The organism is Streptococcus rupicaprae, from assembly GCF_040545225.1.
GTDB classification, from domain to species: domain Bacteria; phylum Bacillota; class Bacilli; order Lactobacillales; family Streptococcaceae; genus Streptococcus; species Streptococcus rupicaprae.
This window is the reverse complement of sequence record NZ_JBEPLO010000029.1, coordinates 1-22,391: the sequence shown is the minus strand read 5'-3', so window position 1 is coordinate 22,391 and position 22,391 is coordinate 1. Positions and strand designations below refer to the sequence as shown.

The following is a 22,391-nucleotide window of genomic DNA, read 5'->3' as shown; positions in this document are numbered from 1 at the left end:
TTGTTTTAGGAGTTTTTCCGTAGCAAGACAGCAAAAAGAACGCCCACAAAAGCGGGCGAGAGGGTTTCGTTGATTTCTGGCTTTAGTTAGTCTGCAAATTCTTCTGCCACCACTTCCGCCAAGAGTTGGTAAGAATAGGCTTGGGCGTCCTGATCAAAGATACTGCTGTGGGCCATGAGTTCGTCAAAGGGCACTTGTTTTTGCATGGACCTGATCTGGGTAGCCACTGAAGCCTTACCGCCGACAAAGGTGCAGGCGGTCATTTGGCTGACAGCTTGTTTAACACAATTCAATGATATCTGAATATTAAACGACACCGGCCCAAAATGGGGTACTTCTGAGGATGGCAAAATATCTTCCCATACTTCATCGTCTGAATGTTTCGGTGGCTGTAACTTTTGCCCTCTATTGGTCACAATACCTGCAAAACTCATGGTCTGTGTAGTCGCTAACCGTTGCGCTTCCTCGTCCGTATCGGCCATAATGACATTGGCACAGAGGATGACATAAGGCTCAGCCAAGGTAGCTGAGGGTTTGAATTCCCTACGGTAAATGGCTATCGCTTCAATCAGCATCCGTGGGGCAAAATGGGCCGCAAAAACATAAGGCAAGCCGAGTTTGGCAGCCAGGTGGGCACTGTCCGTGCTAGAGCCTAAGATATAGAGTGGCACATCCAGCCCTGCAGCTGGGTAGGCATGGACAGGCAAGGTATCTGCAAAATAGCCTTGCAACTCTTGAATATCTTCCTCAAAATGGGGATTAAGGTTATCCGTCCGTCTGATGGCACGCGCCGTTTGTTGGTCCGTTCCCGGTGCACGACCAAGGCCCAAATCAACCCGATCAGGGTAGAGGGTCTCTAGCGTCCCATACTGCTCCGCCACGATGTAAGGCGTGTGGTTAGGGAGCATAACCCCGCCAGATCCCACTCGAATGCTCTCCGTATTGGCTAACGTCTGCTGAATGAGGAGTTGCGTGGCACTGCTGGCAATGGTTTTGGAGTTGTGGTGCTCTGCTATCCAATACCGCTCGTAGCCCATCCCTTCTACCTTTTTGGCCAAGACCACCAAATCATCCATGGCCTCTTTGAACTCTTGCCCTTCCCGTAAAGGGGCTAGGTTTAAGACAGACAGTTTCATCTTGCTTCCTCGCTTTCTTTTGAACACTTTGTTATAGCCATTCATACTAGAATACTGATTTGAAACAGCCTCTACCTTTTACTATGTTTACTATATCACTTTTTGAGATTCTTTTCTCAGCTTTGCTACGGTTTGGGAAAGTTGCCTATACCAAATGACAAAAAGAGACCCAACCCCTCTCGGTTTTCAAGGTCTCCTTTTTGACGTTGTGGTCCTGTGTGCAAAAACCATTAAACTGCTTTGACCGTGACCTCAATATTCCCTGCTACTGCACGTGAGTAGGGACAAACTTTGTGAGCTTCTTCCAGCAAGTCTTGCGCTTCGTCCAAAGACAAACCTTCGATATGGCCTTCGATATCAACACCGAGCGTCACATCAGGGACAGGGCCTGTGCTCAAATTGTACATAGAAACGGTCGCTGAAACTGTGCTACTATTGGTCAACTGCTTGCTAGAGAGAACATAATTCAATGCACTGTTAAGCAACTGCTAAAACCTGCCGCAAACAATTGCTCAGGGTTGGTTGCACCATCTACTCTTTGCCCTGGCTGAACAATCTGGAATTGGATCGAGTTGTCTGGTGCATGGACTTCACCCGCACGTCCACCTGTATTGATCATTTTGGTTGAATAAATTTTCTTCATGAGGTATCTCCTTCTTATCCTATTCTAGCACTCTTAGGAAGAATTTTCTACTTAGAGCCAGTAACTCGGTCGGTTTTGCTCGTAGGCGGTAATGAGTTCTTCGTACTGAAGGGTGATGCCAATATCATCCAAGCCATTGATTAGTTTGTGCTTCCATTGCCCATCAATCTCAAACTCAAAATCTCCAAAAGGGGTCAGGAGTTTCTGCTCAGGCAGATTAATAGTAATCTCCTGGTCAGGCGCTAACTGGGCCAACTGCTCCCTCACTTCCTTTGGTTGAACAATCGGTAACATGCCATTATTGAGTTCATTATTGTAGTGGATATCCCCAAAAGACCCTGCAATCACCACCTTAAAGCCATAGTCAGCCAAGGCCCAGGCGGCATGTTCTCGTGACGAACCTGCTCCAAAATTATCGCCTGAAATCAGGATGGTCGCCTCCTGGTAGGCTGGCTGATTGAGGATAAACTCTGGATCGTCTGTATAGTTCTTATCCGTGTACCGCCAATCGAAGAACAGGTACTTCCCAAAGCCTTTTTTATCAATCAATTTTAGGAATTGTTTGGGCAAAAGTTGATCCGTGTCAATGTTATCGTACATGATTGGGACTGTTTTTCCACTATAAACCGTAAAGGGTTCCATCCTAACCTCCTACTATATCTGTCATCAAGCGGACATCCACAAAACGTCCTGCAATAGCTGCGGCGGCTGCCATGGCAGGGCTGCAAAGATGGGTTCTGGAACCAAATCCTTGGCGGCCTTCAAAGTTACGATTACTGGTTGAAGCGCAGTGAATTCCTTCTGGGACCTTGTCTTCATTCATGCCTAAGCACATGGAGCAACCTGGATCCCGCCATTCAAAGCCAGCTGCTAGGAAGATCTTATCCAGGCCTTCTGCTTCCGCAGCCCGCTTAACCGGCCGACTGCCTGGCACCACGATAGCTGTCACATGGTCTGCGATTTTCTTGCCTTGGACAAATTTAGCCGCCAGCTGTAGATCACTGAGACGCGCATTGGTACAGGATCCGATAAAGACGTAGCCAATCTTGATGTCTTGGGCTGTCTGGCCAGGCTTGATGTCCATATAATTGTAGGCCCGTTCATCGTTTAGGTCCCGAATGTCTGGGAAAGGCTCATTAAAAGCGACAGCCATTTCTGGATTGGTCCCCCAGGATACCATAGGGGCAAGATCAGACACATCAATGGTGATGACCTTGTCATAGCTCACATCAGGGTCAGAAACGAGAGTCTTCCAGTCCGCGACAGCCTCCTCAAAAGCTTCTGGCACGCACTCTCTCCCCCTCATATAGGCAAAGGTGGTCTCATCGGGGGCAATGATCCCGTACTTGGCACCAAACTCGATGGTCATGTTGCAGATGGACATGCGCTCCTCCATGCTGAGTCGCTCAATCGCTTCGCCAGTGTATTCAACCGCATAGCCAACGCCTGCTCCCACTCCATACTGGGCGATAAGGGCCATGACAAAGTCCTTGGAATAAACCCCTGCTTGCGGACTGCCGATAAATTCGACCTTCATCTGTTTGGGCTTGACCTGCCAGAGGGTCTGTGTGGCAAAGACGTGTTCAACCTCAGAGGTCCCAATTCCAAAACCAATTGCGCCAAAGGCGCCATGGGTTGCAGTGTGACTATCCCCGCAGACGATGATTTTCCCGGGCTGCGTACGCCCCGTCTCTGGACCAACCACATGAACAATCCCTTGTTTCTCGCTGCCATGAATCGCTGTCTCGATCCCAAATTCTTCCACATTTCGTGTCAAGGTATCGATCTGCTTTTTGGAAATCAAGTCCCGAATGTTAAAAATATCTTTTGTCGGAACATTGTGATCAATCGTTCCGAAGGTCAAATCAGGTCTACGGACACGCCGGCCCGCTTCTCTCAAGCCATCAAAGGCCTGAGGCGTCGTCACTTCGTGAATGTAGTGCTGATCGATATATAGCAGCTGGGGCTGGCCGAGCTCACCTGTAATCACATGCCGCTCCCAAATTTTATCAAAAATTGTTTGTCCGCTCATAGATAACCTCCAAACCAGATCATATAAAGGCAAGCTAGAAGCACAACGAACCCTAACCACCACGTTAATTGAAAATACCACTTGCGCACCTTATGGCGTAAAAAATGTCCAGCCAACAAGGCACCAAGGCCGCCAAAGCCTAGCGCTTGGCCAAGCAAGACCCGCTCTGGCACACGCCAACGCTGATGGGCTGCGCAATACTTATCCCAGGCATAGGTGCTATAGACCAAGGCATTCCAAATCGCTAGTATCACGGTTAAAACCTCTTGAATGCTCATAGGGCCTCCACAATCGCCTGAGTCATTTCCTGGGTTGTGGCTTGGCCACCCAAGTCAGGGGTCAGGATCCCAGCTTCAAGGACAGTTTCAACTGCCTGTTCAACCTGGCTAGCCACTGCTTCCTCGCCAAAGGAATCCCGCAACATCATGGCAACTGATAAAATCATAGACGCAGGATTAGCGACTCCCTTTCCAGCAATATCTGGGGCGGAGCCATGAATAGGCTCATATAAACTAGGACCTTGAAGCGAATGACTGGCAGACGGCATGAGGCCTAAACTTCCTGCTAAGACCGAAGCCTCATCCGACAAAATATCCCCAAATAGATTCTCTGTCACAATCACATCAAAGCGAGCAGGATCTGTAATCAATAGCATAGCAGCCGAATCCACCAGCTGATGTTCCAGCTGCACATCTGGGAAATCCTTGGCCACCTCTTCTGCCACCTGGCGCCAGAGCTTAGAAGTTGCCAGAACATTTTGCTTGTCAATGCTAGTGAGCTTGCCAGAACGCTTCTGAGCCAACTCAAAGGCGACCCGCAAAATGCGCTCAATCTCTTCTTTTGAATAATAGTTGACATCATCAGCCCAGTCTGCCTCTAAGCGGTGCTGACCAAAATAAACACCGCCGGTCAATTCCCTAACCACGACAAAGTCAACTCCCTCAATCCGCTCAGGTTTCAAAGGAGATAAGTGCTTAAGGGCCGAAAAAAGCTTGACCGGCCTCATATTGGCAAAGAGGCCCAAGTCTTGTCGCAAGGCCAAAAGCCCCTGCTCAGGCCTGATCGGTGCCTGATCGTACTGAGGACTTCCAATAGCTGCCAGCAAAATGGCATCCGCTTGGCGAGCAGCAAGCAGGGTCTCTGGAGGAAGCGGATGCCCACAAGCATCAATCCCTGCTCCCCCAAAAGGCCTGGCTTCTACCATATAGTTAAAGGACAAGCGAGGAGCAAGGACGCTTAGAACCTCTAAGCCTGCTGCCATAATTTCCGGCCCGATACCATCTCCTGCCAAGGTTACAATCTTCTTTGTCATCACGCTTTCTCCGATAAGGGCTGAACTATCAAACCAGCCTGTTCTTTTTGAATCAAGGTATTGGCCTTGATATAGGCTTCTGCCGAAGCTTTCAAGACATCAAAATCAACACCAGTAGCATTAAAGAGGCGACCTGTCTCTAAATTCTCCACCGTGACATGCACAGAAGCCTGGGCATCGATCCCTTCTGTGACAGCTTCAATCAGGTAACGCTCTAAGCGAACCGCCTGCTGGAAGAACTGGTCAACAGCATTAAAAATAGCTTCAACCGAGCCCTTGCCTCTAGCAGTCACAGTCTCCTCTTCCTGTTTTTGGTTGACCATAAAGAGCTGAGCTTCCACAGTCTTATCCTCCAAGGTCTTGACCTTGAGGTCCTCGAACTGGAAGCCTTCCAAATCTTGTACGTCACGGTCTAGGACAAGGGCCCTGATATCGGCATCGGTTATTTCCTGCTTCTTGTCTGCCAAGGCCTTGAATTTCGCAAACAACTCAGAAACTTCCGCTTCCTCAACTTCGAGGCTGAGGGCCTTTAATTTTTCAACAAAGGCATGGCGACCAGACAATTTACCAAGCGGAAGAGAATTTTTCGTCACCCCAACTAATTCTGGTGTGATGATTTCATAGGTCAAGGGATTTTTAAGGACTCCGTCTTGGTGGATGCCTGACTCATGCGAGAAGGCATTGCCACCGACCACTGCCTTATTTTTGGGCAAAGGAAGACCTGAAGCTTGCGAAACTAACTCTGCCAGAGCCATGGTCTCCTTAAGGACAATGGGACTGGCCACCTGGAAATAGTCCTCCCGAATCTTGAGGGCGACAGCCACCTCTTCAAGCGCAGCATTGCCAGCTCGCTCACCAATCCCATTGATGGTTCCTTCAACCCTGCCTGCGCCATTTTTGATGGCAGCCAGGGTATTGGCGACAGCCATCCCCAAATCGTCATGGCAGTGAGGGCTAAAGATAATCTCTCGGTCTGATTGAACATTCTCCGTTAACATCTTGAAAATAGCCCCGTAGGCTTCTGGAGTCGTAAAGCCAACTGTATCTGGAATATTGATGTAGCTGGCACCTGCATCAACAGCCGTCTGGACTACCTCCAAAAGAAAATCGAGCTCAGTCCGTGTCGCATCTTCTGGCGAAAATTCGACCACCTCAAACTTTGAGCGCGCATAGGAAACGTGCTCTTTGATGGCTTGCAAAATTTCTTGCTTAGACTTTTTAAGCTTGAATTCCCTATGAATGGGACTAGTGGCGATAAAGACATGAATCTGAGGATACTTGGCATCCTTCAAGGCCTCATAAGCACGGTCAATGTCAGACTTGACTGACCGGGCAAGGCCTGTGACTGCCGCACTGGTCATCGTCTCAGCAATTGCCTTGACAGCCTCAAAAGAATCTGGACTCGCTGCTGGGAAGCCTGCTTCAATGGCAGAAATGCCCCACTTTTCCAGTTGCTTAGCGATGGTTACTTTCTCACGAATGGAAAAATTCACCCCAGGTGTTTGCTCGCCATCTCGAAGAGTGGTGTCTAAAAATTGAACTGTTCTCATCTTAAATTTACCTTTCAACTTCTTTCCTTAAGCAAAAAGAGGTATCTCTATCGCGAGATACCTCCCTCCCGCTTGGTAAGCCAAACAGGACTAATGCAATTGCACTAGCCCTCGGGTCGTAACAAAAGAACGATTCCCATTTTTGTCATCCTTGGCTCCCTCATTTTGATAATCCCTATTCTATCATCTTCAAAATTTTCTGTCAATAGTTTGGGTGGAATTTTCTGATTTTTTCAAAAATTGCTAGAGATCCCCTTTAAAAAACCTATCATAAAAAAGAAAGACCTGCATCCACACCGCATTTCTAATGCTTGTAAATGCAGGTTTTTAAACCTGAGAAAGAGGCCATGCTTATAGCATAATGGTTCCCTCTGTCTCAACTGACTTAGCCCTAGTCACCGTTCCTTTCCCCAAACCAGATAGCAATCTCTCGCTCTGCTGACTCTTTGGAGTCGGACCCGTGCACAACATTGTAGATGCCTCCCGTCTCACCAGGTGCCTGGGCAAAATCACCACGAATGGTACCTGGTTGAGCATCCTTAGGATTGGTTGCCCCCATCATGGTCCGCCAAGATGAGATAACCCGATTGCCGGATATGACACCCGCAATCAGCGGTCCTTGTGTCATATAAGCCTCTAATTCTGGAAAAAATGGCTTCTGGACCAAGTCTCGGTAATGTTCCTTCAAAAGATCACTTGACGCCTGACGCAACTCCAAACGTTCAATGACGAAGCCCCGTCTTTCAATTCTCTTCAGCACATCGCCGACTAAGCCTCGAGCTACACCATCTGGCTTGATGATAAAAAATGTCCTTTCCATAGGAATCTCCTTTATGCTTTTCTTTTATTGTATCACATTACATAACGATCACAAAATAACTATCAGATGACCTAGTCCTGTCCTTCTTTTGCCTCCCGTCTGCCAAATTATATGGTATACTAGAATTACTAAAATTAGGAGGCGGTTTCAATGGTGACTTTAACCTGTAATCTTTTTGGACAAGCAACCCTTCTTTTGGATAAGACTCCTATCCGCTTACCCTATGCCAAGGTCAATGCCCTCTTGTACTACCTGCTCCTCAAGGGCAAGACAAGCAGAGAGGAAATTGCAGGAATCCTTTGGGAGCAAAAAGACAATCACCTTTCCAGAAAAAATCTCCGCAACTCCATCTACCAGCTTAATCAGGCCTTTGGAGCTGATATCATTATCGCGAGCGACCAGCAATATATTCTCATAAACCCTGAGCTTTCCATTGTCTGCGATGTGACTGATTTTTTAAGGGACCCTATGGCTAACCTCTCCCTTTACACCGATCAACTTCTATTAAATTTCTCTCTCAAGAAATGCCCTGCTTTTGAAACCTGGTTGGATCAAACACGCCACCTCCTAGAGAGAACCTATGTCAAGGCCTGTCAGGAAAAATTGCAGAAAGAAAAACATTCCCTATCTTATAAAGAAACCAGACAGTATCTGGAGAGGCTCATCGCTCTGGACGAATTTGAAGAAAACAACTATCTCCTACTCATGCAGTTATATCTTGACCATGGAGAAGATAAAAAAGCCATCAGCACCTACAATCAATTGGTGAATCTGTTGGACAAGGAACTTGGTGTCCAGCCCAATAAGAACCTTCAAAACCTCTATCAGAGCATCATCCAGCAATCTATCCAACAAAAAAGAATCCAAGCCCTTCCTAAACTCCCTTACTTCTTTGGTAGAAGCGAGGAAATTAAGCAGGTAGAACATTTCCTAGAAAATGCCTTTGATGGAGAAACAAATGCCCTCTTCTTGCAAGGGGAGGACGGTAGTGGCAAGCGCAGTCTGATCCGTCAGGTCCTCAAAAATCACTCTACAGCCCTTCGTTTGATTTCTATTGAATGCCATTCAGCAACTTTCCAGGAAAAAACAGGCATTTGGAAGCAAATCAAGGGCTATCTGGACCTTGCGACTAGGGGACTTGATGTCACTTTTTCAACTCCAAATCGTTGGCAAGCAAGCCATTATGCAGACCACTCCTCTCCTCAAGAGCCCCTACTCTTTTTCATCGAAGGCGCCCAGTGGATTGATCCAAAAAGCCTCCACCTGCTACGCCAGCATTTGGCCATCCTAGGTGAGTTGCCCCTTGCCTTTATCTTTAGCTACAGCCTTTATCATCATAAGGAAATCAATAACTTCAAGGATTTTCTCCTACTAAAACAACTGGGAACCTATCTCTACCTCCCCCCATTTTCAGCCAAAGAGAGCATGGAATACCTCGTAGGGCGACTGGGTACGGAAAAGGACCTCCAAGAAATGGGCCCTCTTATCTTGACTTACAGCCAAGGGAACGCCTTCCTCTTATCGCAATACGCTGATTTATTAGAGAAAAACCAAGCATTTGACCCACTCCCGCCCCTCGTTCGGGCTCAATTGGCCAGTCAAGTCCAGGACTTCCCAGGAACAGCAGAAGGCCTCCTTCGCTACCTGGCCTGTGCTCCATCGGGCTTAAACTTAGACGTTATCGCTCAACTGACTGAATTAACCCAGGAAGAATTACTGCCTTTGTTAGACGACCTCACCTCAAGCGGCTTTATCCGACAGGAGGAAACTAAGGAGAGTATCCATCTTGTGTTTAATCAGGAATTGTTGCGCCTCTTTCTTTACGACCAATTATCGCCAGCCAGAATCCGACTCCTGCATGAGCAACTAGCCGCCTATTTCGAAACGCAATTCGATCCTAAACATCCCAACCTGGCCATGTTAGCAGATATCATTTTTCACTACCAGAAAGCCAATCAGCCCTTAAAAGTCATCGAACACCAATTGATTGAATTGAAGACCTTGTTACGAGCCTTCTATGATCTTTTCCCCATTGATAACCCTGCCCTGCTAATCCTCTCGCCTGCTGAGCAAAAGGAGGTTGTTCACCTTTCTAATCTCTTTAAAACCATCAAATCTCAATTGAAAGAACTGGAAAGAACCTACTCCAAGTCAGATCGTTTTACAGAGCTCCTGCTCTATTTTCAGTATTTGGAAGGACGTTATAGTATCCGAAGCGGAAACTACCAACAAGGCGTTCGCAAAATCCAAGAGGTCATCATTTCCGCCAAGGCTTCCGGCAAACAAGACTACATCCGAAAAGGATACCAGCAACTCATCCACTACTGTGTACAGATTGACAATCGTACCGACATGGCCCTATACACAGAATTGGGGCTAGAAGCTGCTATTGAATCCAATAACCACGAATCCATCGGTATCTTTTTACGCTTACGTGGCCTTTACCACCTCATGGTTGGAGACCAAGAGCAGGCCTTGCGAAGGCTCCATGAGAGCATTGACTGCTTTTGTCTAACCCCTTCCATGCAAGCTCGCTACCCGATTCAAATTGCTACCGCCTTGGATTATCTGGCAGAAATCGCACAGATCACAGGTGATTATCAAGCCGCCATTAATTACCAAAGGGATTTGCTTGACCTGGTTTCAGATTTCCACGATACGCCCTATACCATCTCTTTTCAAATTGGGTTAGGAATTTCCTTCTATTTATCAGGAGAAATTGACCAAGCCTATGATCTTTTGAAAAAGGCCAAACAGAAAATCTCTTCTGTTTCCTTTCCATGGAAAGAAGTCCAATTGGAGCTCTACCTAGCCCTTTTGGCCTGTCAGAAAAAGGAATATCATTTGATTTTGGATTTCCTAGCCAAAAAGGATGAATTATTAGCTCGCTATTCCAATCCTAGAGACGAAGGCATGGTCGCCTTTGCCTTAGCCCAATTATCTGCCGTGGCTTCAGCTGAGCAACTTCCAGAAGAAATGCTAAACCAATTTCTCCTGAAACCCTTTGACCATTACTATCAGATTGCCCATAAAAGATTAAATCCCTACCGGGACTCTATCTTATTGCAACAATTAGAAATACTCAAGGCACAGTTGGAGGCATAAACTACAGATCTACTAAGAGCTTGTCTGACTAAGGTAGGCCTGAATGGACGAGCTAATCTTCACTCTCTCTGATAGCTTCCTGTCAAAAACTCTGCTGTATGATTATAAGGAACAAGACTAACTGACCAGTTGACCACTAGTCACTCGAATAAAGACATAGCGATACAGATCCTCAATGCATCATCTAAAAATCCTCAAAATCACATTCCTAAGAGTGAGATTTTGAGGATTTTTAATTGTTCATGCTCTCCTAATGACTCTGCACCAAAATCCGAGTCAAGTAGAAGAAAAGTGTGGAAGCCAGACGGGCGGTGTGATCGTCCACATCATGCGGGGGAGAAGTTTCTACAATATCCACCCCAACTACTTTTCCACTGGCGGCAATATACTGCATCAAGAGAACCGCTAAGTTGACATCCAGGCCCAGAGTTTGCGGGGCACTGACACCAGGGGCCGATCCTGCATTGAAGCAATCCATATCAATGGTGAGATGGATCGCCTCTTGTTGGGCTATAAAGGCATCCAATTCCTGACAAATCCTTTGATAGCCCATGAGATACATATCGCTTCCAGTTAGAAACTGGATACCGGTAGACTTGGCCACAAAATCAAACAAAAAGAGATTGTTGTTGTGCTCCTGGATTCCTAATACAAAATAAGCAAATTCCTTACCTTGTGCCTTACAGTCATCATAGATCTGACGAAAACCAGTCCCAGAATTGGGCCCTGTTTCATCATAAGGGCGTAAGTCAAAATGGGCATCAAAGTTGATGACCCCTACCGCCTTCTCCTTGGACCAGGCAGAGTCTAACCCCTTATAATGGGCATAGGCTGTCTCATGACCTCCTCCTAGGACGAGAGGAAAGAGATTGAGGTCTTTCATTCGGATGATGGCCTTTGTCAGACTCTCTTGCAAGTCAGCCAAGGAACAGTTGGGACCATCGATATTGCCAACGTCATAGACTTGCACTTCCTTCCCTAAATGCCAAGGAAGATTTGCTAAATGAGGACGGATAGTAGACGGAGCAGTTACTGCTCCCACACGTCCATTATTGATATAGACCCCCTTGTCACTCTTAAATCCAATCAGGGCAAAGTGCTGTTTGGGAAACGGCTCTAGGCTCGGATCATTTAGATCAAGAAACTGCAGCCGCATTCCCCACTTGGCTGCATACAAGTCATCTCCAAAGCCAGTCTCATAGTAGGGAAAACTGATAGGATAATAATTCTCTAACATCATAAATCAGCCCTTCTATTTTCATTCTCGTGAAGCCTATTGTATCCTAGAAAGAGAAGCTCGTCAAGGGAAGAAAGAGTATTTCACGATTGGAAAACGCCGAGAAACTCTGTCCCAGCGCTTTGCCTTCTAGTATTGAATCGTCAACTCAGCTGCCGCTTCCACTGCTGCTAGGAATTCGTCGCTCGCAATGGCTTCAGAAGCCTTGTTGAGTTCATCGTAGATCTCGATGTCCTTGTCATCCTCTAAGAAAGCAACCTGTTTTCTAAAGGCATCGTAGGCTGGCTGGGTACCTTGCCCAAGCCCTGTAGTCTGCTCTTTCAAATCCAAAGCCTGGCAGGCAGCCATGATTTCGGTTGCCACGATCCGGTGAGAATTCTTGAAGATTTCCCCTGCCTTGCGGGCGGCAGTGGTTCCCATACTAACAAAGTCTTCTTGGTTTTCACAAGATGGAATAGAGTCTACACTAGCTGGATGGGCCAAAATCTTGTTTTCAGAAGCCAAAGAGGCACAGGCATACTGGGTAATCATGAAGCCTGAGTTGATCCCTGGGTGTTTCACTAAGAAGGATGGCAGCTTGCTCAGTTGGCTGTTGACCAAACGCTCAACCCGGCGTTCGGATACATTTCCGATTTCAGCCAGGGCAATGCCAAGAAGGTCAAATGGTTGCGCCATTGGTTCACCGTGGAAGTTTCCTCCAGAAATCACGTGACCATCCTTACAGATAATTGGGTTATCTGTAACAGAGTTGATCTCGATCTCTACTTTTTCCTTGACATAGGCGATGGAATCCTTGCTGGCTCCGTGGATTTGTGGGATACAGCGAAGGGTATAAGGGTCCTGCACATGGTCTGGCGTAGGCTCAGAGGTATGGGTACTCCCCTCCACCAAATTGCGAATATTGCGGGCGGTTGCCAACTGACCGCTCTGTGGACGAATGGTATGGAGCCCTTCTTCAAAGGGGCTGGTCAGGGCATTGTGGACCTCAAGAGATAGCGCTCCTGCAATATCAGACAGTTTCAAGAGCTGAATGGCGTCATAGGTCGCAAGGGCACCAATTCCTGTCAGAACCGTAGTTCCGTTGATTAGGGCCAGGCCTTCTTTTGCCGCCAGGGCAATGGTTGCAATACCTGCTTTTTCCATGGCTTCCTTACCAGATAAAAGTTCGCCCTTATAGTAGGCTTTTCCTAAGCCAAGCATGGGCAAAACCATATGAGAGAGGGGTGCCAAGTCTCCAGAAGCACCGAGCGAGCCTTTTTCAGGAATGTAAGGATGAACCCCCTTATTCAACATATCCAGCAAGGTTTCAATCGTTGACAAGCGAATGCCTGAATACCCCTTAACCAAAGAATTGATGCGAATCAACATGATGGCACGAACCGCATCTTCTGCCAAAGGATCTCCGAAACCACTTGAATGGGTACGGATCAAATTTTCCTGCAATTGAACCGTGTCCTCTGTCGGAATGCTGACATTACATAGGGAGCCAAAGCCCGTTGTAACCCCGTAAACTACCCGTTTTTCAAGAACAATGTCATCGACAATTTTTCGTGATGCAATGACGTCTTCTTTTGCACCTTGGGCAATGCTGCACGGTTGATGATGGCGAGCAACTGCGATAACATCTTCCAATCGCAGGCTATTCCCATCTAAGATGAGTTCTTGTGTCATATAGTTTCTCCTTATCTTATACTAGATTGAGCGTTTTTTCTGTTTCCGTGCATGAGAAGGTAAATACTACTTGAAATAGCAAGACCCACTGCTCCATAGATAAAGTTCTTTGGATTATCTCCCCAGATCATGACCAAGCTGATCATCACAGCCAAAATAGGAATGACTGGCCCAAATGGCACACGGAAGACTACGTTTGTATTTGGTTGGTCCTTCCGTAGTTTCATCACCGCAAGGGCTGTTGGGATGTATTGGAAGAAACGGAAGATAACACTAAGGGTCGCCAGGGTTTCAAAGGAGCCTGTTAAGAGCAAAATAATAGCTACAATAGCTGAAATAGCAATGGCTACAACTGGCGCATCGTTAGCATTTTTCTTGGCAATCACTGCCGGCAAGAGCCCTTCTTCTGCAATGGCTGCACCAAAACGAGGCACCATGATGGATTCCCCCATGTTGAGACCAGTAATGGAAATCAAGGCCCCAATAGACACCAACCAATATCCCGCAGGACCAATCATTCTCACAAAGGCATCTTGTACCGGTGCATTAGTCTCCATAATGCCACTACCCAGCATAGCGATTGTACCACCAATAATCAGCATGTACAGGAGCGAAACAGTGGTAATCGAACCCAAGATGGCACGGGGCACATTTTTTTCTGCATTGCGCATTTCCCCCGCAACGATGGGCAAAGTTTCAAAACCGATAAAGCCGTAAAAGATATAGATAGCTGTACCAGAAACTGCACTGAGTAAAGTTTGCCCTTCCGATAATTGTACAAATGGCGTGAAGTTTGGCAAGCCCTGGTGGATAAAGAAGACCGCACAGACCGAGAAGAGGATAATGGGAATCAATTTTGCAACTGTAGCTGTAATCGTAAAGACTTTTGACGTCTTAAGACCCGCCACATTCATGAGAGACAAGAGGATAATCAAGCCAATACTAATCGGCACATTCATCCCCTCAAGGGCTGGAAAGGTAATAATGAACATCCTTGCAAAACCAGCGGCCATGGCTGCCCAGGCAAACATGGTAACCATCCAGCCCAAAACCCCCACATTAAAGCCGACAAAATCACCAAAGGCTCGTTTGGAGTATTGGAAAGCGCCACCATTTTTTCCAAAGTAGCCCGACACTTCTGCAAAACAGACCGCCAGCATAATGGTCAAAATGGCGGTCCCAAACATAACCGCAATAGAAGCAGGCCCTAAATCCCGATAGATATTTTGTGGTAGAAGGAAAATTCCCGAACCAATAACAGCATTGATCCCATAAAGGGTGGCACCGGTCAGACTAAATTTCGCTTCTTCGCGTTCCTGTGCACTGATTTTTTGTGTATCCATAGACGACTCTCCTTTATGTTAAATAATGAACACAACTTTACATCTTACTGTTTACTGTCCATTCGAGGATAAGCCTATCCAAATCGCTAGGACAGCCTGTTTGGATTGTCCCGAAGACAATCGCACTGTAATCTCCTCTTCTGGAGATTCTCGAACTAGTTTGAGGAATTGATGGGCTTTTAGGAATAAAACGTGCTGATTGATTCTGATTTCCTGGTCAGTAAGGGCATAGACAAACTGAATCTGATCCGTTTCTCTTAAGATTTCCCCAGGTGCCAAAGGGCGCAAGTCTCCTTGATAGGGCTCACGCCACATGACATTAAAGTCCTGGCATTGGCCACAGCTTTCAATCTGGTCTGAGCCATCAAAGGCATAGACCTGAAAAGGGGCTAAACGCACTTCCTGACCAATGGTTTTATTGGTTAGATGTAAGGTCTGATCCAGCGTAAGCAACAACCTCTTGATACAAGGTAAAGGACTAAAGCAGCTGCTCTCAAGCTCTACGGTCGCAGTTGAGATCCGAAAATCAAACTCTCTTTTGCTATAGTCTCCATCAGCTGGAGAGAGATAGAGTTGCTGGGTCCTTCCTCCAGCCCAATCGGTGGTGATATAAGATGACGAATCAAGGATTTGATAGGACACCATCTTGGAGCCTCCTCTCTTTTTAGAAGAGGCCTGTGATATTTCCTTGGGCGTCAATGTCAATCTTCTCGCTGGCAGGCACTTTTGGCAGACCCGGCATGGTCATAATGGTCCCTGTCAAGGCCACGATAAAACCTGCACCAGCCGATACTTTCAAATTGCTGATTTTGACAGTGAAGTCTTCCGGAGCTCCGAGGAGACTTGCATTGTCTGAGAAGGAATACTGGGTCTTGGCCATACAGATTGGATAGTTGCCAAAGCCTAGTCTTTCAAGGTCAGTCAGTTCTCTCTTGGCCGCCGGGCTGAGTTGGATACCTTTTCCTCCGTATACTTTTGTCACAATCTTCTCGAGTTTAGTTTCGATGGAATCTTCATTATCATATACGAAGCTAAAATTGTTTTCGCCTTCGGCTAACTTGATCACCGCTTCGGCCAGATCGCGTCCGCCTGCTCCGCCATTGGCCCAAACATCTGATATCACGACTTGGGCACCGCGCTTGGCACAGGCATCATAGACCGCTTGCAACTCTGCTTCTGTATCTAGCGGGAACTTATTAATGGCTACAACTGCTGGTAAACCATAGACTTCTTGGATATTCTTCAAATGTCTGTCTAAGTTTGGCAGGCCATCAAGGACTGCTTGGACATTTTCCGTAGCAAGGTCTGTCTTGGCGACACCGCCATGCATCTTAAGGGCACGAATGGTCGCAACAAGGACCACAGCAGATGGACGAAGGCCAGACAGGCGGCACTTGATGTCGATGAATTTTTCAGCACCAAGATCTGCACCAAAGCCAGCCTCTGTGACGACATAGTCTGCGTACTTGAGGGCCAGCTTAGTCGCAAGGACACTGTTACAACCATGGGCAATATTGGCAAATGGTCCACCGTGGATCAAAGCTGGCGTATGTTCTAGAGTCTGCACTAGGTTTGGATGGATGGCTTCCTTAAGAAGGGCTGCCATAGCACCTGCTGCCTTCAGATCACCCGCTGTCACAGGCTCCCCTTGGTAGTTGTAACCAATGATGATTTTTTCTAGGCGTTCTTTTAGGTCTACGATATTCTCAGACAAGCAAAGGATGGCCATGATTTCAGAAGCGACAGTGATGTCATAGCCGTCTTCACGTGGCACACCATTGACCTTGCCTTGCAGACCATTGACAATGTGGCGCAACTGGCGGTCATTAATATCTACCACCCGCTTCCAAGTAATGCGGCGGCTATCAATGCCAAGGCTATTGCCATGATGGATGTGATTGTCAATCATAGCGGCCAACAAGTTATTGGCGGCACCAATCGCATGGAAGTCTCCTGTAAAGTGAAGGTTAATGTCCTCCATTGGGACCACTTGGGCATGGCCGCCACCAGCTGCACCACCCTTGACACCAAATACCGGACCTAAAGAAGGCTCGCGCAGGGCAATGGCTGCTTTTTTACCGATATGAGAAAGAGCATCCACCAAACCAACAGAGGTCGTTGTTTTTCCTTCCCCTGCTGGTGTTGGCGAAATGGCGGTCACCAAAATCAGCTTGCCATCTGGCTTGTCTTTGAGGACTTCTAGCTGACCTAGGTCAATCTTGGCCTTGTACTTCCCAAATAAAGACAAATTTTCCTCTTCGATGCCAATGCGTTTGGCCACCTCTATAATGGGTTCCATCTCAACAGAGTTGGCGATTTCGATATCTGATACCATATAAGACACTCCTCTCTATAAACTCTTCAAAATGGCTTGGTAAATCTCGTCTGCTAGGCCCTCCCCTTCGCTCAACAAGCCCTGTCCTTTTTCCTGATAATCTGACACAAAGGCTTCATCCTTAATGCCTGCGAGGTTGATCAAGACGTTGAGCCAGGCCCCTTGAAGACCTGCTTTGAGATTCAAGGCTGCGACTCCCAGATCACTGGCTGCATTGGTATTGGTCTTGCCAATGGCTTTCTTGGTCACACGAAGAGCCTCCACCATCTCCTCCATCATCTCATAAGGAGACTGGGTTGCTCCCTTCAGGGCTTCTTGCATGGCTTCTCTGCGGATGGCCTTTTCTTCATCTGTCTCTTTTGGCAGATCAAAGACAGCAGATACGGCATTAAAGGCTTCTGTATCCTTGTCGATGGCCAAAAGCAAACTCTCTTGCAAACGAACTGTATCCTGATGGATGGCTTCTACTTCTGCTTGGAAATCTGCATATTTCTTCTTCCCAAGGGTCAATTCGCAGACCATCTTGGTCAAAGAGATCCCATTCAGACCAGAGAGGGCGGCAGCAGAGCCGCCTCCTGGTGCTGGAGCATCTGATCCAAGGACCTTGGCAAATTCAGCAATGGTTAATTCTACTAATGACATGGCGGCACCTCCTAGCCTAGAATATGGTTTTCTAGAACTTGCTTGCTGTAGTCAAAGTCTTCAATTTGAAGATAGTATTCTGCTACATCGACAAGGGCTTTGGCCGGAGTCAGACCGATAATTTCAGAGCCGATGATGTTGACACCGTAGCGTTTGGCTTCAAAGCGGATGGTTTCAAAGGTCCTGTAGAGTGAACATTTCTCAAAGTTGACCATATTCATGGATACTTGGGCGATGTTTCTGTCTTCCAACATGACACCAATCCCTTTACAGTACTTGTAACCACCGCCAGAACCGCGGATAATTTTCGCAATCTTATTGGCAATGTCGACATTGTCTGTATCAAGGTTGACGTTGAAGGCTACCAGTGGCATCCGAGCGCCCACGGCTAGGACACCCGCAGTTGGATGGATTTTGCGATCCCCGTAGTCTGGTTCCCAGTCTTCTTCCAAGAGTTTTTCAGTCATTCCTTCAAATTGACCCTTACGAACCTTGGCCAAGTTTTGACGCTCTGGACGAGTCGCTGAGTCTTCGTACAAGAAGATGGGAATGCCCAATTCCTTGTTGATGCGCTCGGCTACTTTTTTAGAAATTTCCACACACTCTTCTGTCGTGATGTCTTTGATCGGAACAAATGGCAGGACGTCTGTCGCCCCCATCCGAGGATGCTCCCCTGTATGCTTGGTCATATCGATATGCTCTGTCGCATATTTGACCAGCTGGAAGGCTCCTTCTTGGATACTTTCCTCATCACCAATCAAGGTGAAAACACTGCGGTTGTGACTCAAATCAGAAGAATGGTCAATCAAGGTAATGCCTGGAACAGACTTAGCTGTTGCCACCAAACCATCTACAACTTCTTGGTTTCTTGCTTCCGAAAAATTTGGAATACATTCAACTATCTTTGCCATAGTAACTCCTTTTTAATGTTTGTTGGTGTTCACATTTTATTTGTTAAAAATTTTCGCTACAGATTCCTTGATCAAATCTTCATCTGTCAAGTATGGAATGGTAATATGGTCTGAACCTGCCCGCATCTGGTTGTACTCAATGGAGGTCTCAATCGCATGGTCATTGCGGGCCCAGTTGCGGCGGGCCACACCACCCATAGTATCCCAAGCAATGGCTGACTTGATGATTTCATCTGTCCGTTCGCTACCATCCAGCACCAGACCAAATCCACCGTTGATAGACTTACCAATACCGGTACCACCACCATTATGGAGGGCTACCAGGCTCATACCACGCGCCGCATTCCCTGCATAACACTGAACAGCCATGTCACATGTCACATTTGAACCATCCTTGATATTGGATGTTTCACGGAATGGTGAGTCGGTTCCTGATACATCATGGTGGTCACGACCCAGCATGACAGGACCAATCTTGCCTTGGCGAATCAATTCGTTGAATTTAAGGGCAATGTTGACACGTCCCATACAATCTTGGTAGAGAATCCGGGCCTGGGTACCAACAACCAGTTGGTTTTTCTCCGCGTCACGGATCCAGTTGTAGTTGTCACGGTCTTGGTAACGACGGTCCGGATTGATGACTTCCATAGCCGCCTTATCGGTCGCTACCAAATCTTCGTGTTTACCACTCAAACATACCCAACGGAATGGCCCATAGCCATAGTCAAAGAGCATAGGCCCCATGATGTCTTCGACATAGGATGGCCAGATAAAGCCGTCCTTGTCGTCCATACCATTCTTAGAAATTTCCTTAATACCAGAATCGTACACAGACTTCATAAAGGCATTTCCGTAGTCAAAGAAGTAGGTACCTTTTTCCGTAAGGGCCGTAATAACCTTGTAGTGACGAGCTAAGGTTTCATCAATCAATTCCACAAACCGTTTCTTGTCTTGCGCAAGGAGACGGGTCCGCTCTTCAAAGCTGATTCCTACTGGGCAGTAGCCGCCGTCGTAGACATTATGGCAAGAGGTCTGGTCAGACAGGAGGTCGACATGAATATCCTTTTCAAGGACATACTCTAGCAAGTCAACGATGTTTCCATGGTAGGCAATAGAAAGAGCCTTACCTTCTTCTTGGGCCTTGAGAGCCAATGCAACTGCTTCTTCTGCTGTTTCCGCTACTTGACTGATCCAGCCTTGTGAATGACGCGTCTCAATCCGAGAAGCATCGACTTCTGCGATGATGGACACAGCCTTGGCGATCTCTGCTGCCTTACCTTGTGCCCCACTCATGCCCCCAAGACCAGAGGAGATAAAGAGCTTGCCTGTCAGGTCTCCATCATCTGGGATGCCCAGCTTCAAACGCCCAGCGTTTAGAAGGGTGTTAAAGGTGCCATGAACAATCCCTTGAGGGCCGATATACATCCAGCCTCCCGCAGTCATCTGACCATAATTGGTCACCCCCATCTCTTCTGCTATTTCCCAGTCTTCCATGTTGTCATACTCACCAATCAAGAGACCATTTGTGATGATCACACGCGGTGCTTCTGGTTTAGAAGCAAACAAGCCCAGTGGATGACCAGACTCCACCACCAAGGTTTGGTCTTCTGTCATGACTTCCAAGTATTTTTTGATCAATTGGTACTGCATCCAGTTGGAGCAGACTTGACCTGTTTCTCCGTAGGTCACCAACTCATAGGGGTACAGGGCAATCTCAAAACTCAAGTTGTTGTCAATCATAACCTGCATAGCTTTAGCCGCAACACAATTTCCCTTGTATTCATCAATTGGCTTGCCAAAAATCCTTTCTTTTGGACGCCAGCGGTAGCCATAAATCCGTCCATAGGTCGTCAACTCCTCCAAGAATTCTGGAATCACCTCTTCATGGAACTGTTTTGGAATATAGCGAAGGGCATTTTTAAGGGCAATCTCTGTCTGTGCTTGACTCAAGCGAAAACCACGGTCTGGAGCCCGCCTGATCCCTTCTTCAAAAACTGTTTTTTCCGGCAGGACATCATCTAACTTGATGGTCATAGCCGCTGCAATGTCAGCTTCTGTAAAACGCGTCATAATTTTCCTCCTTTTGGCCTCTCCAAAAAGAAGCCTTGATTTTCTTTTCAGTTCTAGTTTACCCTAAGTTCGTCAAAAAGAGCGTCAAAAATTGTCGTCTTTTATTGATTTTTCGTCTTTTGCTATTTTTCAGATACTTTTGACGCAAATTAGACCATTTTACCTTATAATAAAATAAAAGATAAGAAAGTTCCCTAAAAAATGGAGGTATACTATGACCGCAGACACCCTATTGACACATTTTAACCAGGTTTTTTGTCCCAAAGACCTGGGCCATCCCTTAGCTGGTGGCGAAATGGATCAGGCAGAGATCGTCGAAGACGGCTACATTGCCATCAAAGACGGAAAGATTCTAGAAATCGGCCAGGGAGAGCCTAGAAGCGAGCTGATCGGGGAGAAGACCATCATCTCCGAGTACAGGGGAAAAGTAGCGACTCCGGGCTTGATTGACTGCCATACTCACCTGGTTTATGGTGGAAGCCGAGAGCACGAATTCGCTCAGAAACTGGATGGCGTCTCCTATTTGGATATCTTGGCCCAGGGGGGCGGGATTTTAAGCACTGTAAGAGCGACACGAGAAGCCTCTTTTGACACCCTTTATCAAAAATCCAAGCACCTCCTCGACTACATGCTGGCCCATGGTGTTACCACCGTTGAGGCCAAGAGCGGCTATGGTTTAGACTGGGAAACAGAAAAACGCCAGCTTGAAGTCGCCAATCAACTCCACAAGGACCATCCGATTGATTTGGTTTCCACCTTTATGGCCGCCCATGCCATTCCAACTGAGTACAAGGGACGCTCCACGGAATATTTGGATGTCATTATCGATGAGATGCTGCCAAAGGTCAAGGAAGAAAACCTAGCTGAATTCTGCGATATCTTTTGCGAACAAGGCGTCTTTACAGCAGACGAGTCCCGCTACCTTCTCAGCAAGGCCAAGGAACTCGGCTTTAAACTCCGCATCCACGCAGATGAAATCAAGAGCCTAGGCGGTGTTTCGGTGGCCACCGAACTGGGCGCTGTGAGTGCCGAGCACCTCATGGTCATTTCAGATGAGGACATTGACAGGATGAGTCAGGCCCAGGTTATCGGTAACCTCCTTCCTGCCACGACCTTTAGCCTCATGGAAGACACCTATGCGCCTGCTCGTAAGATGCTAGACAAGGGCATGGCCATTACCCTCTCGACCGATAGCAACCCAGGAAGTTGCCCAACAGCCAATATCCAATTTGTCATGCAACTGGGCTGCTTCATAATGCGCCTCAAGCCCGTTGAGGTCCTCAACGCCGTGACCATCAACGCCGCCTATTCTGTCGACCGTCAAAAGTCCATCGGTAGCTTTGATACTGGAAAAGAAGCCGACATTGCCATCTTTGATGCACCAAATATCGACTTCCTCTTCTACTTCTTTGCAACCAACCTGATCCACCAGGTCTACAAGAGTGGAAAACAGGTCGTCTAACTGAGCTCATGACTACCATTAGAAAATGAGGCTGGGCAAAAACTAGTTTCAGAATAGACAAAAACGAGCATTTCCGCAGTTGGAGATGCTCGTTTTCTCATGTCATGGTTTATAATTATAAT

The 22,391-nt window shown here is 47.1% G+C and carries 17 protein-coding genes and 1 pseudogene; 2 read left to right on the top strand and 16 right to left on the bottom strand.

Annotated features, from left to right (window positions below):
* Positions 1 to 86 precede the first annotated feature (86 nt).
* The 8 genes and pseudogenes from ABID29_RS10555 to ndk form a co-directional block, all read right to left on the bottom strand.
* Entirely contained in the window at positions 87 to 1,136 is a 1,050-nt protein-coding gene (locus ABID29_RS10555; protein WP_354366090.1) for an LLM class flavin-dependent oxidoreductase, read from the bottom strand.
* 230 nt (positions 1,137 to 1,366) lie between these two features.
* Positions 1,367 to 1,779: pseudogene (locus ABID29_RS10550) on the bottom strand (Ohr family peroxiredoxin).
* Between the two features lie 51 nt (positions 1,780 to 1,830).
* A complete protein-coding gene (leuD, locus tag ABID29_RS10545) occupies positions 1,831 to 2,421 on the bottom strand; it encodes a 3-isopropylmalate dehydratase small subunit (protein WP_354366089.1) in 591 nt (196 codons plus the stop codon).
* Between the two features lies 1 nt (position 2,422).
* On the bottom strand, positions 2,423 to 3,811 hold the full coding sequence (gene leuC, locus ABID29_RS10540; RefSeq protein ID WP_354366088.1) for a 3-isopropylmalate dehydratase large subunit: 1,389 nt from the start codon (positions 3,809 to 3,811) through the stop codon (positions 2,423 to 2,425).
* A complete protein-coding gene (locus tag ABID29_RS10535; RefSeq protein WP_354366087.1) occupies positions 3,808 to 4,089 on the bottom strand; it encodes a DUF1294 domain-containing protein in 282 nt (93 codons plus the stop codon). The genes leuC and ABID29_RS10535 overlap by 4 nt, the downstream gene beginning before the upstream one ends.
* Complete coding sequence (leuB, locus tag ABID29_RS10530; RefSeq protein ID WP_354366086.1) at positions 4,086 to 5,123, bottom strand: 3-isopropylmalate dehydrogenase; 1,038 nt, start codon at positions 5,121 to 5,123, stop codon at positions 4,086 to 4,088. Before leuB ends, ABID29_RS10535 begins: the two co-directional genes overlap by 4 nt.
* Positions 5,123 to 6,673 carry a 2-isopropylmalate synthase gene (locus tag ABID29_RS10525; RefSeq protein WP_354366085.1) on the bottom strand — a complete coding sequence of 517 codons (1,551 nt, stop codon included), beginning with the start codon at positions 6,671 to 6,673 and terminating at the stop codon, positions 5,123 to 5,125. The genes leuB and ABID29_RS10525 overlap by 1 nt, the downstream gene beginning before the upstream one ends.
* A 391-nt stretch (positions 6,674 to 7,064) precedes the next feature.
* Complete coding sequence (ndk, locus tag ABID29_RS10520; RefSeq protein ID WP_354366084.1) at positions 7,065 to 7,493, bottom strand: nucleoside-diphosphate kinase; 429 nt, start codon at positions 7,491 to 7,493, stop codon at positions 7,065 to 7,067.
* Between the two features lie 150 nt (positions 7,494 to 7,643).
* Here ndk and ABID29_RS10515 point away from each other — a divergent pair, with 150 nt between their 5' ends.
* The gene (locus ABID29_RS10515; protein WP_354366083.1) at positions 7,644 to 10,598 is read left to right on the top strand and encodes an AAA family ATPase; all 2,955 of its coding nucleotides are present in this window, start codon (positions 7,644 to 7,646) and stop codon (positions 10,596 to 10,598) included.
* 250 nt (positions 10,599 to 10,848) lie between these two features.
* Here ABID29_RS10515 and hutG read toward each other — a convergent pair whose 3' ends face one another.
* From hutG to ABID29_RS10475, 8 genes are all read right to left on the bottom strand, one after another.
* A complete protein-coding gene (gene hutG / locus ABID29_RS10510; RefSeq protein ID WP_354366094.1) occupies positions 10,849 to 11,835 on the bottom strand; it encodes a formimidoylglutamase in 987 nt (328 codons plus the stop codon).
* Between the two features lie 129 nt (positions 11,836 to 11,964).
* Entirely contained in the window at positions 11,965 to 13,506 is a 1,542-nt protein-coding gene (hutH, locus tag ABID29_RS10505; protein ID WP_354366082.1) for a histidine ammonia-lyase, read from the bottom strand.
* An 11-nt stretch (positions 13,507 to 13,517) separates the two neighbouring features.
* Entirely contained in the window at positions 13,518 to 14,849 is a 1,332-nt protein-coding gene (locus tag ABID29_RS10500) for an APC family permease (RefSeq protein WP_354366081.1), read from the bottom strand.
* 51 nt (positions 14,850 to 14,900) lie between these two features.
* On the bottom strand, positions 14,901 to 15,494 hold the full coding sequence (locus tag ABID29_RS10495; RefSeq protein WP_354366080.1) for a HutD/Ves family protein: 594 nt from the start codon (positions 15,492 to 15,494) through the stop codon (positions 14,901 to 14,903).
* Between the two features lie 19 nt (positions 15,495 to 15,513).
* Positions 15,514 to 17,184: a formate--tetrahydrofolate ligase gene (locus ABID29_RS10490; protein WP_354366079.1), complete on the bottom strand. Its 1,671-nt coding sequence runs from the start codon at positions 17,182 to 17,184 to the stop codon at positions 15,514 to 15,516.
* Positions 17,185 to 17,199: 15 nt separating this feature from the next.
* Complete coding sequence (locus tag ABID29_RS10485; RefSeq protein ID WP_354366078.1) at positions 17,200 to 17,826, bottom strand: cyclodeaminase/cyclohydrolase family protein; 627 nt, start codon at positions 17,824 to 17,826, stop codon at positions 17,200 to 17,202.
* An 11-nt stretch (positions 17,827 to 17,837) separates the two neighbouring features.
* On the bottom strand, positions 17,838 to 18,737 hold the full coding sequence (ftcD, locus tag ABID29_RS10480) for a glutamate formimidoyltransferase (RefSeq protein ID WP_354366077.1): 900 nt from the start codon (positions 18,735 to 18,737) through the stop codon (positions 17,838 to 17,840).
* A 36-nt stretch (positions 18,738 to 18,773) separates the two neighbouring features.
* On the bottom strand, positions 18,774 to 20,807 hold the full coding sequence (locus tag ABID29_RS10475; RefSeq protein WP_354366076.1) for a urocanate hydratase: 2,034 nt from the start codon (positions 20,805 to 20,807) through the stop codon (positions 18,774 to 18,776).
* Between the two features lie 214 nt (positions 20,808 to 21,021).
* On the opposite strand from ABID29_RS10475, the gene hutI reads away from it, so the two are divergent.
* Positions 21,022 to 22,269, top strand: coding sequence for an imidazolonepropionase (gene hutI, locus ABID29_RS10470; protein ID WP_354366075.1), 1,248 nt, complete (start codon positions 21,022 to 21,024; stop codon positions 22,267 to 22,269).
* The last annotated feature ends 122 nt before the right edge of the window (positions 22,270 to 22,391 follow it).